This is a genomic window from Rhizobium sp. YJ-22, from assembly GCF_029601685.1.
Taxonomy (GTDB): domain Bacteria; phylum Pseudomonadota; class Alphaproteobacteria; order Rhizobiales; family Rhizobiaceae; genus Metarhizobium.
Genome location: NZ_JARRIR010000018.1, coordinates 24,615 through 42,116 on the forward strand (window position 1 = coordinate 24,615; position 17,502 = coordinate 42,116).

Annotated in this window: 18 protein-coding genes; 15 read left to right on the forward strand and 3 right to left on the reverse strand. The window is 64.6% G+C overall.

Features of this window, described 5'->3' with window-relative positions; all coding sequences use genetic code 11:
* Positions 1-82: 82 nt before the first annotated feature.
* A complete protein-coding gene (locus P7F60_RS27070) occupies positions 83-1,273 on the reverse strand; it encodes a DUF1173 domain-containing protein (RefSeq protein ID WP_277920756.1) in 1,191 nt (396 codons plus the stop codon).
* A gap of 311 nt (positions 1,274-1,584) precedes the next feature.
* Here P7F60_RS27070 and P7F60_RS27075 point away from each other — a divergent pair, with 311 nt between their 5' ends.
* The 12 genes from P7F60_RS27075 to P7F60_RS27130 all read left to right on the forward strand — a co-directional run bounded on the left by P7F60_RS27075 (position 1,585) and on the right by P7F60_RS27130 (position 14,462).
* A complete protein-coding gene (locus P7F60_RS27075) occupies positions 1,585-2,229 on the forward strand; it encodes an antitoxin of toxin-antitoxin stability system (protein ID WP_277920757.1) in 645 nt (214 codons plus the stop codon).
* Between the two features lie 205 nt (positions 2,230-2,434).
* Positions 2,435-2,629 (forward strand): hypothetical protein, encoded by a 195-nt coding sequence (locus P7F60_RS27080; protein WP_277920758.1) that lies wholly within the window; start codon positions 2,435-2,437, stop codon positions 2,627-2,629.
* A gap of 218 nt (positions 2,630-2,847) precedes the next feature.
* Positions 2,848-3,810 carry a hypothetical protein gene (locus P7F60_RS27085; RefSeq protein WP_277920759.1) on the forward strand — a complete coding sequence of 321 codons (963 nt, stop codon included), beginning with the start codon at positions 2,848-2,850 and terminating at the stop codon, positions 3,808-3,810.
* Between the two features lie 60 nt (positions 3,811-3,870).
* Complete coding sequence (locus tag P7F60_RS27090) at positions 3,871-4,071, forward strand: hypothetical protein (RefSeq protein ID WP_277920760.1); 201 nt, start codon at positions 3,871-3,873, stop codon at positions 4,069-4,071.
* A gap of 122 nt (positions 4,072-4,193) precedes the next feature.
* Positions 4,194-4,976, forward strand: coding sequence for an N-6 DNA methylase (locus P7F60_RS27095; protein WP_277920761.1), 783 nt, complete (start codon positions 4,194-4,196; stop codon positions 4,974-4,976).
* Positions 4,969-5,181 (forward strand): hypothetical protein, encoded by a 213-nt coding sequence (locus P7F60_RS27100; RefSeq protein ID WP_277920762.1) that lies wholly within the window; start codon positions 4,969-4,971, stop codon positions 5,179-5,181. Before P7F60_RS27095 ends, P7F60_RS27100 begins: the two co-directional genes overlap by 8 nt.
* Positions 5,165-5,722, forward strand: a complete 558-nt coding sequence (locus tag P7F60_RS27105) for a hypothetical protein (RefSeq protein WP_277920763.1) — start codon at positions 5,165-5,167, stop codon at positions 5,720-5,722. Before P7F60_RS27100 ends, P7F60_RS27105 begins: the two co-directional genes overlap by 17 nt.
* 107 nt (positions 5,723-5,829) lie before the next feature.
* Complete coding sequence (locus P7F60_RS27110; RefSeq protein ID WP_277920764.1) at positions 5,830-6,678, forward strand: hypothetical protein; 849 nt, start codon at positions 5,830-5,832, stop codon at positions 6,676-6,678.
* 566 nt (positions 6,679-7,244) lie between these two features.
* Positions 7,245-7,556 carry a hypothetical protein gene (locus P7F60_RS27115; RefSeq protein ID WP_277920765.1) on the forward strand — a complete coding sequence of 104 codons (312 nt, stop codon included), beginning with the start codon at positions 7,245-7,247 and terminating at the stop codon, positions 7,554-7,556.
* Positions 7,557-7,673: 117 nt separating this feature from the next.
* Positions 7,674-12,146: a strawberry notch-like NTP hydrolase domain-containing protein gene (locus P7F60_RS27120; protein ID WP_277920766.1), complete on the forward strand. Its 4,473-nt coding sequence runs from the start codon at positions 7,674-7,676 to the stop codon at positions 12,144-12,146.
* 12 nt (positions 12,147-12,158) lie between these two features.
* Positions 12,159-13,193 (forward strand): toprim domain-containing protein, encoded by a 1,035-nt coding sequence (locus P7F60_RS27125; protein ID WP_277920767.1) that lies wholly within the window; start codon positions 12,159-12,161, stop codon positions 13,191-13,193.
* A 327-nt stretch (positions 13,194-13,520) separates the two neighbouring features.
* Complete coding sequence (locus P7F60_RS27130; protein ID WP_277920768.1) at positions 13,521-14,462, forward strand: DUF2493 domain-containing protein; 942 nt, start codon at positions 13,521-13,523, stop codon at positions 14,460-14,462.
* Between the two features lie 59 nt (positions 14,463-14,521).
* Here the strand turns inward: P7F60_RS27130 and P7F60_RS27135 are convergent, their stop codons facing one another.
* Together P7F60_RS27135 and P7F60_RS27140 are read right to left on the reverse strand one after the other, a co-directional pair.
* Positions 14,522-14,893 carry a type II toxin-antitoxin system RelE/ParE family toxin gene (locus tag P7F60_RS27135; protein WP_277920769.1) on the reverse strand — a complete coding sequence of 124 codons (372 nt, stop codon included), beginning with the start codon at positions 14,891-14,893 and terminating at the stop codon, positions 14,522-14,524.
* Positions 14,893-15,150: a CopG family transcriptional regulator gene (locus tag P7F60_RS27140; protein WP_134653376.1), complete on the reverse strand. Its 258-nt coding sequence runs from the start codon at positions 15,148-15,150 to the stop codon at positions 14,893-14,895. Before P7F60_RS27140 ends, P7F60_RS27135 begins: the two co-directional genes overlap by 1 nt.
* Positions 15,151-15,457: 307 nt before the next feature.
* Between P7F60_RS27140 and P7F60_RS27145 the strand changes: the two genes are divergently transcribed.
* The 3 genes from P7F60_RS27145 (at position 15,458) to P7F60_RS27155 (ending at position 17,491) form a co-directional block, all read left to right on the forward strand.
* On the forward strand, positions 15,458-15,994 hold the full coding sequence (locus P7F60_RS27145) for a hypothetical protein (protein WP_277920770.1): 537 nt from the start codon (positions 15,458-15,460) through the stop codon (positions 15,992-15,994).
* 709 nt (positions 15,995-16,703) lie between these two features.
* On the forward strand, positions 16,704-17,027 hold the full coding sequence (locus tag P7F60_RS27150) for a DUF736 family protein (RefSeq protein ID WP_134653370.1): 324 nt from the start codon (positions 16,704-16,706) through the stop codon (positions 17,025-17,027).
* Between the two features lie 263 nt (positions 17,028-17,290).
* Complete coding sequence (locus tag P7F60_RS27155; RefSeq protein ID WP_277920786.1) at positions 17,291-17,491, forward strand: hypothetical protein; 201 nt, start codon at positions 17,291-17,293, stop codon at positions 17,489-17,491.
* The last annotated feature ends 11 nt before the right edge of the window (positions 17,492-17,502 follow it).

Below are 17,502 nucleotides of genomic sequence, written 5' to 3' on the forward strand. Positions count from 1 at the left end.
CTGAATGTGGCAGATGACGATTTTCCGCCAGCTGTTCTTATTCGCGAGAGCGTGTCAACGGCTTGCGTCATGAAGTCCACGATCAGGGAAGCCGGGGGATTTCGCCGTCGCCGACACGCCAGACCCAAGGCGTGATCTCGGGTCTCGTTTCGATCATGTCGGCAAGCGCTTGCTCGTAGTCGTCGCCGGCGCTTGCCGGCACGATGAACATGGCCACCGGCGCGGGCTTTTGTTCCGGCAACGTCACCGACACGATCGGCGCATCGCGCGGAAGGTTGAAGCGCAGGCCCTTCACGCTCTTCCTCTTCAGGTGGCTGAGCTTTTCCAGCAGGCGCAATTCGTTGATGTCCTCGAAGGGCAGCCAGTGCTCGTTCACCACCATCAACGCGACCTCCTCGACCGATGCGATGCCGGAAGTCGAGATGCCGAAGGTGGCGATGACGATCAGGTGGAACGCCTCGCTGGAGCGCCATAGTTCGAGTTCCGTTTCGTAGCGGGCCGCCAGCCGCCGCCACGCGCCGTCCTCGATCATCAGGGGGAAAGGCATGTGCCGCACCACGATCCTCTGTCCCTCGCGGGCCGGAGAGAACTCCTTCACCTCCGCGACGATCATCATCAGCTTACGCGGCCCTGAACCGGATGCCTGCACGCCTTTCAGCGCGGTGGCGCGCCGGGCGGCGATGCCGTCCTTGTCGTCTGCCTGGTAGACCTCCGGCACATACAGCATGTCGCTGAGTGGTCCACCTCTCGCCGTCATCTGCGACGCCGCGTTGATCAGGCTGGTGCGCACACGGCCCCAGCCGCGCCGTCCGGCCCAGACGGAACGCCATTCGGTCAGTTCGCCAGCCTCCCAGAGATAATGAAGCATCGCCTTGAGCGACAGCTTGCGCGGCTCGCTGCGAATAGCTGGTTCCGACTGTTCCGCCGCCGGACCGGCCGCGGCGCGCGGACCCCGTTTCGTCAGCGAAAAATCGAGCTTAAGGTCGGCTTTGCCGCTGGCGTCGATCTGGATGGCGCTGCCGATGAGCGGCCCGAGGCCAGAAAGTTCGTAGGGCGGTTCATAGGAAGGGCAGGCCGGATCGTGCTCGCGCCCGGATAGCGGCATGCGTTTGACAAGATACTGGTCGTCCATTCGGGCGATGTACATCGCAACAGCCGGCTGCCTGCACATGCACATCGGGCGGAGCCGCTCTTCATAGGCACGCGGAAGAAGCGCCCGGAATTCCGGGGAGTTTTCCGAGAACACCTGGTCGCCGATCGTGAATGTTCGCACTGTCGCTCTCCCCTTCCCAGGCCTAACCCTGCGCGGCGTGGTGGCGTTATACTATCAAAAATCCATATAGTAAAACGTCGATCGCCGGCTTGTCTGACCGGCCGAATGATGGGCGCAGCGCGACCGGCTGCGAGCAGGAACGCGCCGCGGAAAAGAGATTGGCGATGTTGTGCGCTGCCGCACACCGCTGAGGGGAGTTTTCCGCTGCCCCCTTCGAGCCGCTATCCAATCCAGCCGCCGGCAATCGCCGGCATTGTCCATTCCCCTCGAGCCCGGCCCCGCGCCGGGCTTTTGCAATTCAGGAGGTTCGTATGCCCGAAGTCATTGAGACCACAGTCTACAAATTCGAGGAATTGTCGGAAAAAGCGAAGGAGGAAGCTCGCACCTGGTATCGAGAGGGCGGCTTCGACTACGAGTGGTACGAGTTTGTCTTCGAGGATTTCGGCCGAATATGTGAATGCCTTGGCGTTCGCCTTAAAACATCTCCGGTCCATCTTGTTGGCGGCGGCACACGGGATGAGCCAAGAATACACTTCACGGGCTTCTGGTCTCAAGGAGACGGTGCGTCTTTCCAGGCACTCTACTCCTATCGAAAGGGCTCGCCCCGCGCGATCCGGGACCATGCGCCGAAGGATACGATGCTGCACGGGATTGCCGACGGCCTGCAGGCGATCCAGCGCCGCAACTTCTACCAGCTTCGAGCCGATGTCAGCCATCGCGGGAACTACTATCACGAATATTGCATGGCGATCTCTGTCAGGAGGGAAAGTCTCAACTATCAGGACATGACCGCTGACGCTGAGGATACGGTCATCGAGGCTCTTCGCGATCTCGCCCGATGGCTCTACCGCCGGCTCGAGAACGAATACAACGCGCTGACCTCCGACGAAATGGTCGACGAGACCATCGTGGCAAATGCCTACACCTTCACTGCGTCCGGTCGTCGGTTCGGCTAATCCGACGCCGGGGCTCCTCCCCTAGATCCGGACGCGAGGGAGAGGGTGGCTGCGGGCCGGGCGGCCCGGCTGAGGTGGAGAGAGCGCGCCTTCCCGCGACCAAGTCGGTGGCATCTGCCACCGGCGTCACGTCCGCGACCGGATATCCCGCCGCTCATACGTTCATGAAAGGATTCAATGATGACCGACATCACGGTTTTTCCCGATGCGAAATCTACCGGACGGTTCTGCGGAAATCGCCGAGCATCCGTTTTTTCCGGAATTCTGGGACGTAGCCGTTCAGGCGGAGGATGGCGACCTTCTCGACGAGGCGGTGGATCTGGCTACCACCGAGGAGGCTGAGGCAGCTGTCGATGCGTTCCTCCTGAAATATCCCGAGGCAAACGTCAGCTACGCCTGACGGATTCCGCCGTGTCGGCTGTGCCCGTGGTGCACGCTGGCCGACGCTCCCGTCGCCCGGACAAGGCGCCCCCGACCCCATTAGATTTTGAACGGACTCCCACAATGTTGACCCACAAAACCCCGCGGCTCCGAGCCGCCGGGCAGCAACGCCTTTTGCGCGCGCTGAGCGGACGCCTGCTCGCAGTATGCTTTGGGGCCGGGGTGGATTCGACGGCGATGCTGATCGCCCTGCGTCTCGCAGGCCTCCGACCGGACGTCATCACCTTCGCAGACGTTGCCGCCGAAAAACCTGAGACATTGGCCCATCTCGACCGGATCGGCGCAATCCTGGCCGACTGGGGCTGGCCGCCGATCATCGTCTGCCGGAAGGTGCCGCTCGCATCGACCGGCTACGACGACCTTTACGGCAACTGCATTGCGAACCAGACCCTCCCGTCGTTGGCTTTCGGCATGAAAAGCTGTTCCATAAAGTGGAAGCAGAAGCCGCAGGACCAGGTGCTGAAGGGGTCGCGATCCGGCCCGAACGCTGCGCCGCCACACCCGATCTGGATCGAGGCGCAGCAGACAGGGCAGAGGATCGTCAAGCTGATCGGCTATGACTGCGGCCGCGCCGACATACGCCGTTCCCGCAACCTCCCGGCGGCGGATGTCGACTTCGACTACGTCTATCCTCTCCAGATCCTCGGCTGGTCGCGAGAGGACTGTGTCGCGGTCATCACCGAGGTTCTCGGGCCGGAGTGTGTCCCGATCAAGTCGGCCTGCTTCTTCTGCCCGGCGAGCAAAGTCTGGGAGCTGTTCTGGCTTGCTGCCTATCATCCGGACCTTCTGGAACGAGCGCTGTACCTGGAGCGTAACGCGCTGACCGGCAAGCACAGCCGGTTCGACGAAATCGAATTCGGCGCGTCCTGGGAAGACCTCGTGCGCAACGCCGATCGCTTCCCCAGCTCGAACACGACGGTCGGGCTCGGGCGGAACTTCTCGTGGAACCATTGGGCGCGGGTCAACGGCGTCGTCGACGATGCCTTCCGCGTCCGGCGTGATGCCGACAGCCGCGCCCGCTTTCTGGCATCCGCCAGCGCGGGTTGCGGGGCCGACCATGGAGCTGAGGGCGCTGAGCGGAAGGCGGAGCGGCTGGAGGGCCGGGCAGGAGGGGGGCTGCGGGCCGGGCGGCCCGGCTGAAGGTTGGAGAGAGCGCACAGCGGCCCGGGCTTACTCCCTCGCGCTCCACGGAATATCCCCATGAATGATCCCGTATATCCACGCCTTCGCATCCGCGCGGACGCGAACTGGCGCGCCGTCGTGCGCGCTGCCGCCTGCCAGTTCGATCGCCGGATTCGGCATGACCCTGCCTTCCGTTTCGCGCGCAAGCGCTTCTACCGCTCGATGCTCGCAGAGCATCGACACGACCGGCGTGAACTGGTGAACGCCTTCCGTCTTTGACGGCCTATCACCCGACGCATGGTCGGCATCCCCAGCCGCGACGCCACCCATCTGGCCGACGGATTTCACTCCGATGCGCGGCGGGTCTTCTCGCTTCCCCTCAACAACAAAGGAATTCAACAATGCCGCAGATCGCGACAAACGTACTCAGGATTCTCGGCGCCGCCGTCGTCGAAGGCTCGAAGGTCTCCCTTGTCAACCAGCTCGATTACAAGCTCTATCTCGAAGTCGACAAGGTCCTTCAGGCCGCCGGAGGAAAGTGGAACCGCGCCGCAAAAGCCCATATCTTCGAAGAGGATGCCGCCGACGCGCTGGAACCGATCCTGCTTACGGGCGAGTATTCCCGCACCAAACAGGACTTCGGCCAGTTCGATACGCCGCAACCTCTTGCCAGCGAAGTCGTCGACCGCGCCGACGTCAGGCCGCAGATGCGGGTCCTCGAACCGAGCGCCGGGCTCGGGAACATCGCCGTGGAAGCAATCGCCGCCGGCGGACAGGTCCATACAATCGAGATCGACGCAACGCGATGCGCTCGCCTGGCGCTCAGGGTCGCAGATCTCGACATGCCGGCGGCATCATTCTGCACTGGGCAACAGGCGGATTTCCTCGGTATCCAGTCCGATGCTTCCTATGACCGCGTCGTCATGAACCCGCCCTTTGCCGGGCAGGACGACATCCGTCACGTCATGCATGCTTTCAGGTTCCTCAAGCCCCATGGCCGGCTGGTCGCGATCATGTCCGCCGGTGTGCTGTTCAGAACCAACAAGCTGACGGCAGCGTTTCGCGATCTCGTCGCCGACAACGGCGGAGCCATCGAACCGCTTCCCCACGGCTCTTTCCGTTCGGCGGGAACGACGGTCAATACCTGCATGCTCACCCTGACGGCGGGAGGTGGATATGCCTAAGAAACTCTGGTTGATCGACTGGCGCATCGAGGGGACCGGGCAAGTTCTCGCCGAGGATGCTGACGAAGCGCAGCAGCTTTTCGACAAGGGCTTCGGATCTCCGAATTTCCTCGATCCTCTGCGTGATGGCGAGGTTTCGAACGACCCGCCGTACCGCAACGGCAGCAGAAACCGAAAGGTAGGCGACGATGCAAATTCGGCGTAAACCCCGTCCCGGCCAGCCCGGCCTGCATCTTGCCCATTCGCTCTACTCGGCCGAGCTCGGCGCACATGACCCCGGGCGATATCGCCTGACGCCGCCCTGCGCGCCCGATGTCCCGGTTCTGGTGCAACCGGGCATGACTGTTCGCACATCGTATGGGACGGGCGGCATCGTCGTCGCGGTCGAGGGCCCTACCATTCATCGCGGACAGGATGGTCGCGAGTATACGCATTTCACGATCATCTATGTGCCGGTGGAGCGGTTCGGTCGGCATTCCGCCGCTGACCATTGTTGGATCAATGAATGCGTCGCGGTCGGCGGCCGCATCCTGATGCTGCTCGAAGCCAATAGCGACGAGGTCTTCGTCGACACAGGTCCGTCTGCGAAAGCCCGACAGGAGCGGGCCGCCGCCCGCACCTCATCTTCATTTTCCTGTCAGGCCGGGTCCTCCGAAAGGAGCGCCGCGCCTCTCCACATTTCGGGAGAGCACGAGAACCCACTCCTTCCTGAAACAATCCGTCGAGACCGCGCCGGCGTCGCCTGATCTCACATAGCAGATCCCGCGCTCTCATCACGTCAACACCGACCTGCTCTGACCGCCGGGCGCATGGATCCCGTCGGCGCGGACGTCTGCAGCAATGGAGAAGCATGATGCAGAACGAAACCAATTTCGCCCGTCTCGAAGACGTCGTCGGCGCGCCCGTGGACGGTGCGAGGGCGGCCCCTCGCTTCACCATCGCGGAGCATGTGCACACGTCGAGGGGCATCCCGATCTTCATTTGCGTTGTTGACGAACGATTCGACTGCGCCGAATTCAGCGCACTCCGAAATCAGGCGCGCAAGCAGGGTGGATGGTACTTCCGTCCCTGGGAAAGCGCGCCGGGCGGGTTCGCATTCATGGATCGTGCCGCGGCCGAACGCTTTGCCGAGCCCGCAGGTCCGGACGACGCGGAGGAAGCCGATTCTGCCCACGAGCCGGTTCCCCCCATTGCCGCAAAACTACGCGCCCTGGCGGAGGATATGCGGTTCGAGATTGACGCCAATCTGGCGGAACGCTCGACCAATACACCGAGACGGCGGTTCTATGCAGCCTTAGCCTGGGTCGATGGCCACCGCCTTTTGCGCACCCAGGCTGCATTGTCTGCGCTCGCCGACGCTCACATCGCGAAGACGGTTCCAACCGAGCTCTCCGATATCGAAAGGACATCGCAGGTCTATGATCGCTTGGGCACTCTGTTCGATCGATCCTCGGCCGAATATTATGACATCGGAATCGACACTGGCGAGCCGCAGTGCGACACAGCCGCGGCGCGCGCTCTTTGGCGTCTGATCGGGGCCGAAGATCCCGTCGGTACCTCGACCGAGCTCCTCAAGCAGGATGGAATATCAACATCCGCAGACCGCGCCTTTGCAGATGCAGCAGGGCGTGCGCGGATTGTTTCGCTTCCCTGGTGCGGGATGTGGTTATGTATAGAAGCCGACGACTCCACGCATAGCTAGGCGGCCGGTCCCCCCCGTTTCAGACTGCGTTTGGCGCGCTTGCGCCGCTGACCTGCAACGCTCGCGCCGCGCTCCCGAGAGCGGTGATCCAGCCGCGTTGTCAGAAGCTCGGTCCGATCGATCGAACACGGCATCCCCCGCGGTTTTGCCGTGCGGACCCGCGCGTGACTTCATTGCCAGAAGGAGGAATCCAATGAAAAACTCCACCAGATCGAACAGGGTCAAGGAGGGATCACTGGTGTCGAAGCTCCTGACACTCCGACCGGGGGAAACGATTTACCTCGATGATACCCGCGAGGAGCCAGGGGCTCGACAGCTTTCCGGCGCCGTTCAAGCGGCGATGATCAAATCGCGAACGCTGACGGACCGGCGGTTCATCACATCCCGGTGGACCGCGGTGCAACCGTCGCCAGCCTGCGCTAAGCCCATTCTGGCGATCACCCGCGTCGACTCTGTCGCATTCTGGCAGCCGTAGGCGACTGCCCGCAATTCACCTTCCTTCCTCCCAGCCAGGCCCGGTGCTCCGAAAGGAGCGCCGGGCCTTTCTGCATTTTCAGGAGAGCAACATGAGTCTTTCAGCCTTCGCCCGCCCTTACGTCGCAACGCCGATCTTCCTGAACTTCCGTTCGCAAGTCGTCGAGCCGACGCGCTTCGCCATCGTCTTCTGGGATGGTCCTGGGGATACGCTCTACGCCTTTGAAGACTGTGAAGCCTTCGAGCGCCAGCGCGCGGCCGCCGAGCGCAACCTTGTCCATGTGCATGAGCTGTCCGCCGAGCAGGCAGCCGCGTGGATCGCCGCCGGCGGCAACGCCGTCCTGCACGAAGTCTCGGTCGCCGGCGTCGCGGCGTTCGGAAACCTCAAGCTCGCGCCCGGCTGAAGGCCGGGCGCCGCCGCCAGCCCCGCCCAGAGGGAGAGAGGGGCCGGGAAGGGGTGGCCTGGCGGGCTTGGAGAGCGCCCGGCGGCCGGCTCCTTTCCGCTCTCGATGAGGTTTCCCATGAACGCTCGGTCCTCCTTTGCCACGAACCCGTTTGCCAGCAAGCCCCGCTTGCCCGAACAACGCAGCCGCGCCAGCAACATCTTTGCAGCCGGGGGTTCGCTCCTGCCGCTTCTCGAAGCTGGCCAGTCCATCACATCGGCACACCTGCGCGCCGTCCTCACCACTGAATCCGGCGGTTCGGACGCCGAGGGATTCTGGTCGTGGAAGGACGCCTACGAGGCGACGGAAGTCGCCCAGGTGCTCTTCCTTCGCAAATTCGGCTCGGCTATATCCGCCCGGACGAATACGCCGGAGGCGGCTCTTTCCATCCTGACCCGGCTCGCGGCGCTCACCCCGACGCACACGCGCCGATCCGAGGAAACCCAGCGGCTCCAGCAGTTTTCCACGCCCGTCGAACTCGCTTACGTCGCGGCGCGGGCCGCCTCCATCATGGCGGACGACGTCGTGCTTGAGCCGTCCGCCGGAACCGGCCTCATGGCGATCTTCGGCGAACTCGCCCACGCGCGCCTCGTGCTCAACGAATATGCGCCGGTCCGACACGCCCTCCTCGAACATCTGTTTCCCGAAACATCGGTCACGCACCACGACGCGGCCCATCTCGACGACTATCTCGATCGCGTCGCCCGTCCCACCGTCGTGCTGATGAACCCGCCGTTTTCGGCCGGTGTGCATGTCGAGGGTCGCATGGCCGATGCGGCATGGCGGCATCTCACCTCGGCTTTCGCCCGCCTTGTGCCCGGCGGCCGCCTGGTTGCAATCACCGGCTCCAGCCTTTCTCCCGACAATCCGAAATGGCGTGACGCCTTCGTTCGCCTGCAGGAGCGCGGCACGGTCGTGTTCAGCGCTGCGATCGCAGGCAGCGTCTATGCCCGTCACGGCACGACGATGGAAACGCGACTGACGGTCATCGACAAGATTGCGGCGGCCGACCCGACGAAGCTGATTGAAAGTCGCGGTGTCGCACCCGATCTCACAACCTTGCTGTCCTGGATCTCGGGCCTGCCACCGCGCTCTCCGTCGACGGCAGCGAACTCCATCGGCGCGCTGTCCAACGGCATTCTGCGCGCCTGCGCCGCAAAAATGGCTGCGCGCAAGGCCGCCGAAACACTGCGCCCCGCCGCAGTTGGGGGATTGCGGTCGAGCCCCGCGCTCTCTTCCCGCGCCCCGACCCGGGCGGCCGTGGCCCCCACGCCTGCCCATGACGAAATCGTCGAACTCGCCTACGAGCTGCGTGATGCACCGCCATCGGCGCGGCTGGATGCCGCCGACGGCATCTACGAGCCCTACGAGCTCCGGGCGATCCGCATTCCGGACGCCAGGCCGCATCCTGACAAGCTGGTCGAGTCCGTCGCCATGGCATCGGTTGCCCCGCCCAAGCCGAGCTATCGGCCCCACCTCCCCAAGAACCTGATCACCGCCGGCGATCTGTCGGACGCGCAGCTCGAAAGTGTGATCTATGCCGGCGAAGCCCATTCCGGCCATCTCGCCGGATTTTGGAAAGTCGATACCTCCTTCGACAACTTGACGGCCGTCACCCCGGAAACCGAAGGCGCGGTGCGATATCGCCGTGGCTGGTTTCTGGGCGACGGCACGGGAGCCGGGAAGGGCCGGCAGGCCGCGGGCATCATTCTCGACAATTGGCTGAAGGGCCGCCGGCGGCACGTCTGGATCTCGAAATCCGAGACTTTGATCGAGGACGCCCAGCGTGACTGGTCGGCGCTCGGCCAGGAGAAGCTCCTGGTCACGCCTCTGTCGCGCTTCCGGCAGGGTAAGCCGATCAAGCTGGACGAGGGCATCCTGTTCGTGACCTTCGCGACGCTTCGCACGGACGAACGCGAGGGCAAGTCCTCCCGCGTCCAGCAGATCGTCGACTGGCTCTGCGAGGGCGAAGATGAAGAGGGGGCGATCGATGAAGCCAGGATCTTCGACGGTGTCGTGATCTTTGATGAGGGGCATTCCATGGCCAATGCCGCCGGCGGCAAGTCCGACCGTGGCGACAAGGCCGCCTCGCAGCAGGGCCGCGCCGGCCTTCGCCTTCAGCGCGCCTTGCCGGACGCCCGCGTCGTCTATGTCTCGGCAACCGGCGCATCCGAAGTCGAGTCGCTCGCCTATGCCGAGCGGCTCGGCCTATGGGGCAGCGCCGACTTCCCCTTCGCCACGCGCAGCGAGTTCATTGCCGCCGTTGAGGATGGCGGCGTTGCGACAATGGAGGTGCTGGCCCGCGACCTCAAGGCGATGGGGCTTTATGCCTCCCGCTCGCTGTCGTTCGAGGGCGTCGAATACGAGATCCTTGAACATGCGCTGACCGAGGAACAGGTCCGCATCTACGATTCCTATGCCGAGGCTTATCAGGTGATCCACAATCGCCTCGATCAGGCGTTGGAAGCCTGCAGCATCACCTCGGCGACCGGAACGCTCAACAAAAACGCCAAAGCCGCGGCGCGCTCCGCCTTCGAGAGCACGAAGCAGCGTTTCTTCAATCACCTCCTGACATCGATGAAGACGCCGACGCTGCTCGGCACGATCAACCAGGATGTGGCAGACGGCCATGCCGCGATCGTCCAGCTGATCTCGACGGGACAATCGATCACCGAACGCCGGCTTGCGGAAATCCCGACCGCCGAATGGAATGACATCCAGGTCGACGTCACGCCGCGCGAGATCGTCGCGGAGTACCTGATGAACTCCTTCCCGACCCAGCTCTTCGAGGAATACACGGACAGCGAAGGCACGCTCCTTTCCCGGCCGGTCTATGACGCCGACGGTAATCCGGTTCTTTGCCGCGAAGCCGCCGCCCGCCGTGACGAATTGCTCGAAAAACTCGGCAGCCTGCCGGCGATCCCGACCGCACTCGACCAGATCGTCCAGCATTTTGGGACGGAGAGAGTCGCCGAGATCACCGGACGCTCCCGTCGTATCGTTCGCCGCGATGGTGACGGCGCCTTTGCACGCTTCGCCGTCGAGAGCCGGCCGGGTAGCGCCAATCTCGACGAGACGCGCGCATTCATGGACGACCGGAAGTCGATCCTGGTCTTTTCAGAAGCCGGCGGCACGGGACGATCGTACCACGCCGACCTCGGTGCGAAGAATCAGCGCCAGCGCCTGCACAATCTGCTCGAAGCCGGCTGGCGCGCCGACGTCGCGATCCAGGGCCTCGGACGGAGCCATCGCACGAACCAGGCCCAGCCGCCGCGCTTCCGAATGGTCGCGACGGACGTCAAGGCAGAGAGGCGTTTTTTGTCGACCATCGCTCGTCGGCTCGACACGCTCGGCGCGATCACCCGTGGCCAGCGCCAGACCGGCGGGCAAGGCATGTTCCGCTCCGAGGACAACCTCGAATCCCAATACGCCCGCGATGCGCTCCGGCAATTCTACAAGCGCGTCCATCTCGGCGAGGTCGCCGGCTGCTCGCTGGAGACCTTCGAGGCGATCACCGGGCTCTCCCTTTCTGACGAGGATGGTGGGTTGAGGGATGAATTGCCGCCCATCCATACCTTCCTCAATCGGATGCTGGCGCTGACCATCGCCATGCAAAACGTCCTGTTCGAGTCCTTCGAGGAGCTGCTGGCGGCCCGTATCGAGGGGGCGATCGCCGCCGGCGTTTATGACAAGGGCTTGGAGACTCTGACCGCCGATCGCATGACGCTCAGGGATCGCAAGCTCGTCTACACTCATCCGGTCACGGGCGCGCAGTCGCACCTCCTGACCATCGAGCGCATGGACCGCAACCGGCCGATGCTCCTTGAGAATGCCCTCCGTCTGGTGGCGCAGGACCCGCGCGCGAAGCTGATGATCAACGCAAAGTCGGAGCGCGCCGCGGTCATGGCCCCGACGCGCTCCATCATGCTCGAGGACGGCTCGCTCCAGTCGCGCGTCGCCCTGTTCCGGCCGATGGACGAGCTGCGCTTCGAGGCCCGCCAGCTTGAGGAAACGAACTGGGAGGAAGCGGACGAACAGGTCTTCGCCGCGGCCTGGAGTGCCGAGGTCGCCAAGGTGCCGGAATTCTCGACCTCGACCTTGCATGTCGTCTCGGGCCTGCTGCTGCCGATCTGGAAACTGCTGCCGCAGGATTATTGCCGGGTCTACCGCCTGCAGACCGACGATGGCGAGCGCATCGTCGGCCGCGTGATCGCGCCGGCAGGTCTCTCCCGGCTGTGCAATAATTTCGGGATCGACCGGAGCGAGGTGCTCGACCCGGAGCAGGCATGGAGATCAGTGGTCGATGGCTCCTCCATCATCAGCCTTGCCGGTGAGATGACGGTGCGCCGCGTCCGGGTCATGAACGACAACCGCGTCGAGCTGACCGGTTTCACGGACGGGATGCGCGACTGGTTGCGCTCGATCGGGCTATTTTCGGAGATGATCGCATGGAAGTTGCGCTTCTTCATTCCGGTCACCGATGAAGGCGCTGCGATCCTTTCACGCCTGATGCAGCGCCATCGGTTGCTCGATGTCGTCAGCCGGCATTGAAGGAGGATCGCCATGCTCTGGGCCTCCGAACTGGCGAACCGTCTCGCGCGCGACGCCGAGGCGGTCTGCCGGCACTATCTCTCCGCCGGCCGCAGGGCCGGCAATTACTGGATCGTCGGCGACACCGCCAACAGCAAGGGCAAGTCGCTCTATGTCCACCTCACCGGCCCGCGCGCAGGCCGGTGGGCCGACGGAGCCACGGCCGAGTATGGCGACCTGCTTGATCTCGTGCGCGAGACCTGCGGGCTGGTCGATTTCCGCGACGTTGCCGACGAAGCGCGGCGTTTCCTTAACGAGCCCCGTCCCGCTCCGGCGGCGTCCCGCAGGGACGACGCCCGAACCGATCCGCCGGTCGACAGACCGGCAGACGAGCGCGCGCAGCGCCTTTTCCGCATGACGCAGCCGTTGGCCGGGACCTTGGCGGACAGCTACCTTCGCCAGCGGGGCATCCTGCGGGCATCCCTGCATCCGGCGCTTCGCTATCACCCGTCCTGCTACTATCGCGATCTCGTGACGGGCCGGACGAGCAGCTTCCCCGCGCTGATCGCAGCCGTGACCGATCCCGGCGGCACGATCACCGGCGTGCATCGCACCTGGCTCGACCCCGACGGTGGCGGCAAGGCACAGGTCGAGGATCCGCGCCGCGCGCTTGGCGGTCTGCTCGGCAATGCAGTCCGCTTCGCCTTTCCTGTCCACCGCCCCGTATCGGTCATGGCCGCCGGCGAAGGCCTCGAAAGCATCCTGTCGCTGTCACACGTCATGCCCGGGATGCCGATGGTCTCGGCGCTGACGGCCAATCACCTCGCGGCCTTCGAGCTGCCGCCTGAATGCGTGCGCCTCTACATTGCCGCCGACGCCGACGCAGCTGGCCGCAACGGCATCGAGCGACTGAGCCGCCGGGCGCAGGCTCGCGGGATCCTGCCGCTGGTGCTCGCCCCTGATCTCGGCGACTTCAACGACGATCTGCGGCTGGACTCGAGCCGGCTCATCGCCAGTCTGAGGGCACAGCTCGCCCCAGAGGACGCAACCGTCTTCCTGCCGTCGTGATGAGGCCGTGATGGGGAGATGCGTCGGGGCGGGAGCGGCGGAGGGGAGGGCAGGGCATGCCGGTCGCCGCACGGAGGAGCGCGCGCCCGCGGGCCTGCCGAGAGGCGACCCTTACCATCAGGCGTTCGGGCCTCCAACCGCCGGCGGCCAGCTTTTTTCCCCGCGCCGGCGGAGCCGGCGCTCCTCGCGGAGCAAAAAAAACCTGTCCCCGGCGGCCCGGCGCTGCGCTGGGCCGCGGCGCGAGCGCCGCGGTTCCGGCCCGCTCGCCGGATGGAAGGGATCGCCGTCAGGCCGCGAGAGGCGCGGCCCCAACCGACGGAGACCATCATGAACGTCCTGCTTCCCATCGACGCCGCCACCGACCTCCACCACGCATCGTCCCCGACCGACCGCTTCATCTACGAGATGCAGGTCTACGGTTATCGTCCCTTCCAGGACGAGCCGGACCCGCGCCCGCTGCCGGAGGAGCCGGTCGTCCAGTCCGCGCTGACCGCGATGTTCGACGCCATGTTCGAGATGCTCGGCGACACGCGCCTGGAACCCGATCTCGAAGACCTGCTCTGGTCGACGGTCAATCTCTTCCATCGATCCGCAGAGCGCATCCAGCGCGAGCTGCAGCGCAACGAGGACGCCCAGCGCAACGGGCAGCGCGAGCAGGACGGCTCGGAGGTGAAGAGCGTCGAACTCGAACGCCACATCATGGAGGGCATCTCGCTCCTCGAGCGCCGCAACGCCTTTGAGTTCATGCGCGATTTCGCCGGCGACCTCTTCGAGGCGCAGACCGGCTCGACATGGCGGCCGCGCACCGGCTCCAAGGTCAATCACGCCAACATGACCGCGGCGATGATCGATAGCAGAGACTTCCTCTCCGCCCGCCGGCGCGCCGAGACCGAGGTTCTGATCCCGGCCGGCACCAAGATCGCCTTCGGAGGCGGCCTGGACTACAACGATCACGAGCGAATCTGGGCCGCACTCGACAAGGCGCTCGCCAAGCACACCGACATGGTGCTGCTGCACGGCGGCTCGCCCAAGGGCGCTGAACGCATCGCGGCGTGCTGGGCCGAATCCCGCGGCGTGACGCAGGTCGCCTTCAAGCCGAACTGGAGCAAGCACGCGAAGGCCGCTCCGTTCCGCCGCAACGACGAGATGCTCTCCGTGATGCCGGCCGGCGTCATCGTCTTCCCGGGTTCTGGCATCACCGAAAATCTTCGTGACAAGGCCCGCCGCTTCGGCATCAACGTCTGGGAGCTGAAAGGAGAGGGCGCGTGAGCGCCCTTTCTCTCTTCAGACTCTTTTCCGCCGGGCGCTCAGCCCGGCGTCGAAGCGTCCTAGCGTTTCGGGCGAGGATGTCCCATCAGGCTCTCATATTCGCGGTCGGTCAATCGTTCGACGGTGCGCAGTTGCGCGGGAATGTCCATCCGTTCGTGGAGAACAGCGGCGACGACAAAAGTCGCGTCGTCAACAACGATATAGGCAGCATAGTGATGCTCGATCTTGTGGAGGCGGAACAGGGAATGGCCCACCCGCTCGTCCTTCTTCGTGCGCACGCGGGCATAGGCTTCGGGGATCTCCTCGAAGCCCTTGCGAAGCAGGCGTCCATAGGCTTTCGCCTGTTGCGGCGACCAGATCCGCGCCGTCTCGCGGATCGCCAGACGGTAGTTTTCCAACGCCGTCGGCAGGATAAGGATGCGGGGAGCCACTAACGCAGCTCTTCGTCCAGTTCCGCGTCGACGGCATCCAGGGCGGACAGGGGCAGCATTTCCCCGCGCCGGAACTCTTCCTCCGCCTTCAGCAAGGACCGGACCGCATAACGGCGGTCTTCCTCGCGCGCCATGTCCTCGCGGATCAGCGCGCGCACATATTCACTCGGCGTCGTGTATTGGTTCTTGCCGTTTGCGCGCATATCGACGAAGGCGCGCATTTCGTCCGGCAAACTCACATGCAGGCTGCTGGTCATGGCCGCGCCCTCCCGGTTGGAATTGTCGAGGCGGATTTTCCCGCACCGAAACCTCAATGTCAATATTTGACATCGGCATGGCGGTTGCGACGCTGGGCATGAAGCTCATCGCCGCAGATCCGAGCAAACGTCTGGCACGCTGGTTCCCTCTTTCTCCCCGCGCAGCAAACGCCGGCCGAAGGCCGGCCCGACCATCTGCCACTCGCGGAACGGCTTCGCCGTTCCGCTCCTTCGAGGCGATGCGGTCGCTGAGAGGGAGAGGCGGGCCGGGAGGGGCAGGTCTGTTGGTGGAAAAAGGAGAGCGACCATGGCGATGATATTCGTAGGCGGATCACGCGACATATTCGAGCTGCCGGAACCGGTGATAGCGCGCATCGGCGCGATGATCGCCGCCGAGCATGGCGTACTGGTCGGCGATGCGCCCGGAGCCGACGCGGAGGCGCAGAGCCTGCTCGCCGGTTATGGCTATGAGCATGTCGGCGTCTTCCATGCCGGCAGCGAGCCGCGCAACAATCTCGGCGACTGGGCGGCCTATCACCGGCCCGCGTCGGGAGGCGCGCATGGCTACGCCTTTCATGCCGAAAAGGACCGCGAGATGGCGCGGCGCGCTGACTACGGGCTGATGGTCTGGGATGGCGCTTCGCCGGGAACCTGCCTCAACATGCTGCGCCTTGCGGCAGCCGGCTCGCCCTGCGTCGTCTATGACACGATGCGCAGCGCGAAGTTCACGCTTCGGAACGTTTGCGATTGGCAGGAGATGCTGCGCAACGCCGGCCGGGATCTGGTGGGGCGGATCGAGGCGCGCATGACCGACGAGGAACGCCATCTCGCAAAGGGGAGATGACACGCCTGTTCGGCGGGCGGCGAGCCCGCCGGCCGCCGGCCGACAGCACGCCGACGCTTTCCGCGATGATCCCCGTGGCTTCCCGCCGCCTGCAAGGAAGCCGGCCCCTTGCGAGACCAGTCGCTCGGCCCCTCCGGTGTCGTGCGCAGAAAGATCGTCTTCTCGCCGTCTTCGCCGCCGGGGCGACGGCCAGGACCGATGCGAAAGATAACGCCGATCTCGAAGACCTCCATCCGGGTCGAGACGCGGCATATCGGACCCGCTGCACGTCTCACCCCAGTCCCAACCCGCGCCGTCGAACGCCGGGCGCTTGCGATGACGTCGGCACCCCGGAGCGCCCTCGCGGGGTGGTCGTGCGGGAAGGGCGGCGAAGGCAATGGCGCGCAAACCGATAGGCAAAGACACCTTCCATCGAGCGGTCGCAGCGCTGGCGGAGAGGCTGCAAGTCGGGACGCCACGGCAGGCATCGCCTCCGGTTCCATCTGCCCCGTTCCCATTGATGCCGACTTTGTAGAGGACTGCCTGCTTTTGCGGCCAACCCCTGAAGGGGTAAGACTCGACAGAAATTTTTGCAAAATTCGATTTCGGTTTGTCCGCTTTGGCGGCAAATCGAATTTTGCAAAATTTTCCGCCGAGCTGACCGCAGCAGATCAGCCCTCTCCTTTGCCGCCATCGGGAACGGTCCCGATGGAACCGAAGGAGAACTACCATGGCATCCACGATCGCAAACCTCACCACCAAGGCCGACGGCTCGATGGAAGGCGTTTTTGCCACATTGCGCGTCAATGCCCCGATCGCCGTCCTCCCCAACGCCCACAAGTCCCGCGAGGACGCCCCGGACTACCGCGTCATCAACAAGCGCACCGGGTTCGAGATCGGCGCGGGCTGGAACCGGGTCTCGCCGCGCAGCGGGGCAGAATACGTCTCGATCCGGATGGAGGCCCCCGAGATCGGCGTCATCTTCGGGAACCTGGCCCCCGCACCGGGCGGCGAAGACGGCAAGAAGGTGCTCCTCTGGAACAACCCGGAGTGAGCCGAACCGAACCGGCCCCGCAAGGGGCCGGCTTCCTCGCGTGCTTCCAGCCCCGATCGCGCCCATCGGCGCGCTTGTCAGGGTGCCCCACGAGAGGAAGGTCTGTCTGCTCAGAAAGCCAAGTCTGCCATGACGAAGCGGCGCGCGTCAAAACCGCGTGGTACCCCCAATTTTTCCGCCGAACCGCTGAAGCGGCTCGACAAAAAAATCGGCTCCCCCACGCGCGAGCCGCTAAAGCGGGTTTTGACCCACACCGCTTCGTCATGGCCGACACCGTCATCTTTCACATCAACAAGGAGATGACGACGATGACGATGACCCTCGAAAACCACATCGAAGAACTGCGCCGCGAAGCGAACCACTGCGACCCGGCCGAGCGCGCCCAGATCGAGGCCGAGCTGGAACAGGCCCGCGCCGAACTGGCCGCGCTCCTCGCCGCCGAAGACGCCGAGCCTCCCCACTGAGGGAGGCTTTT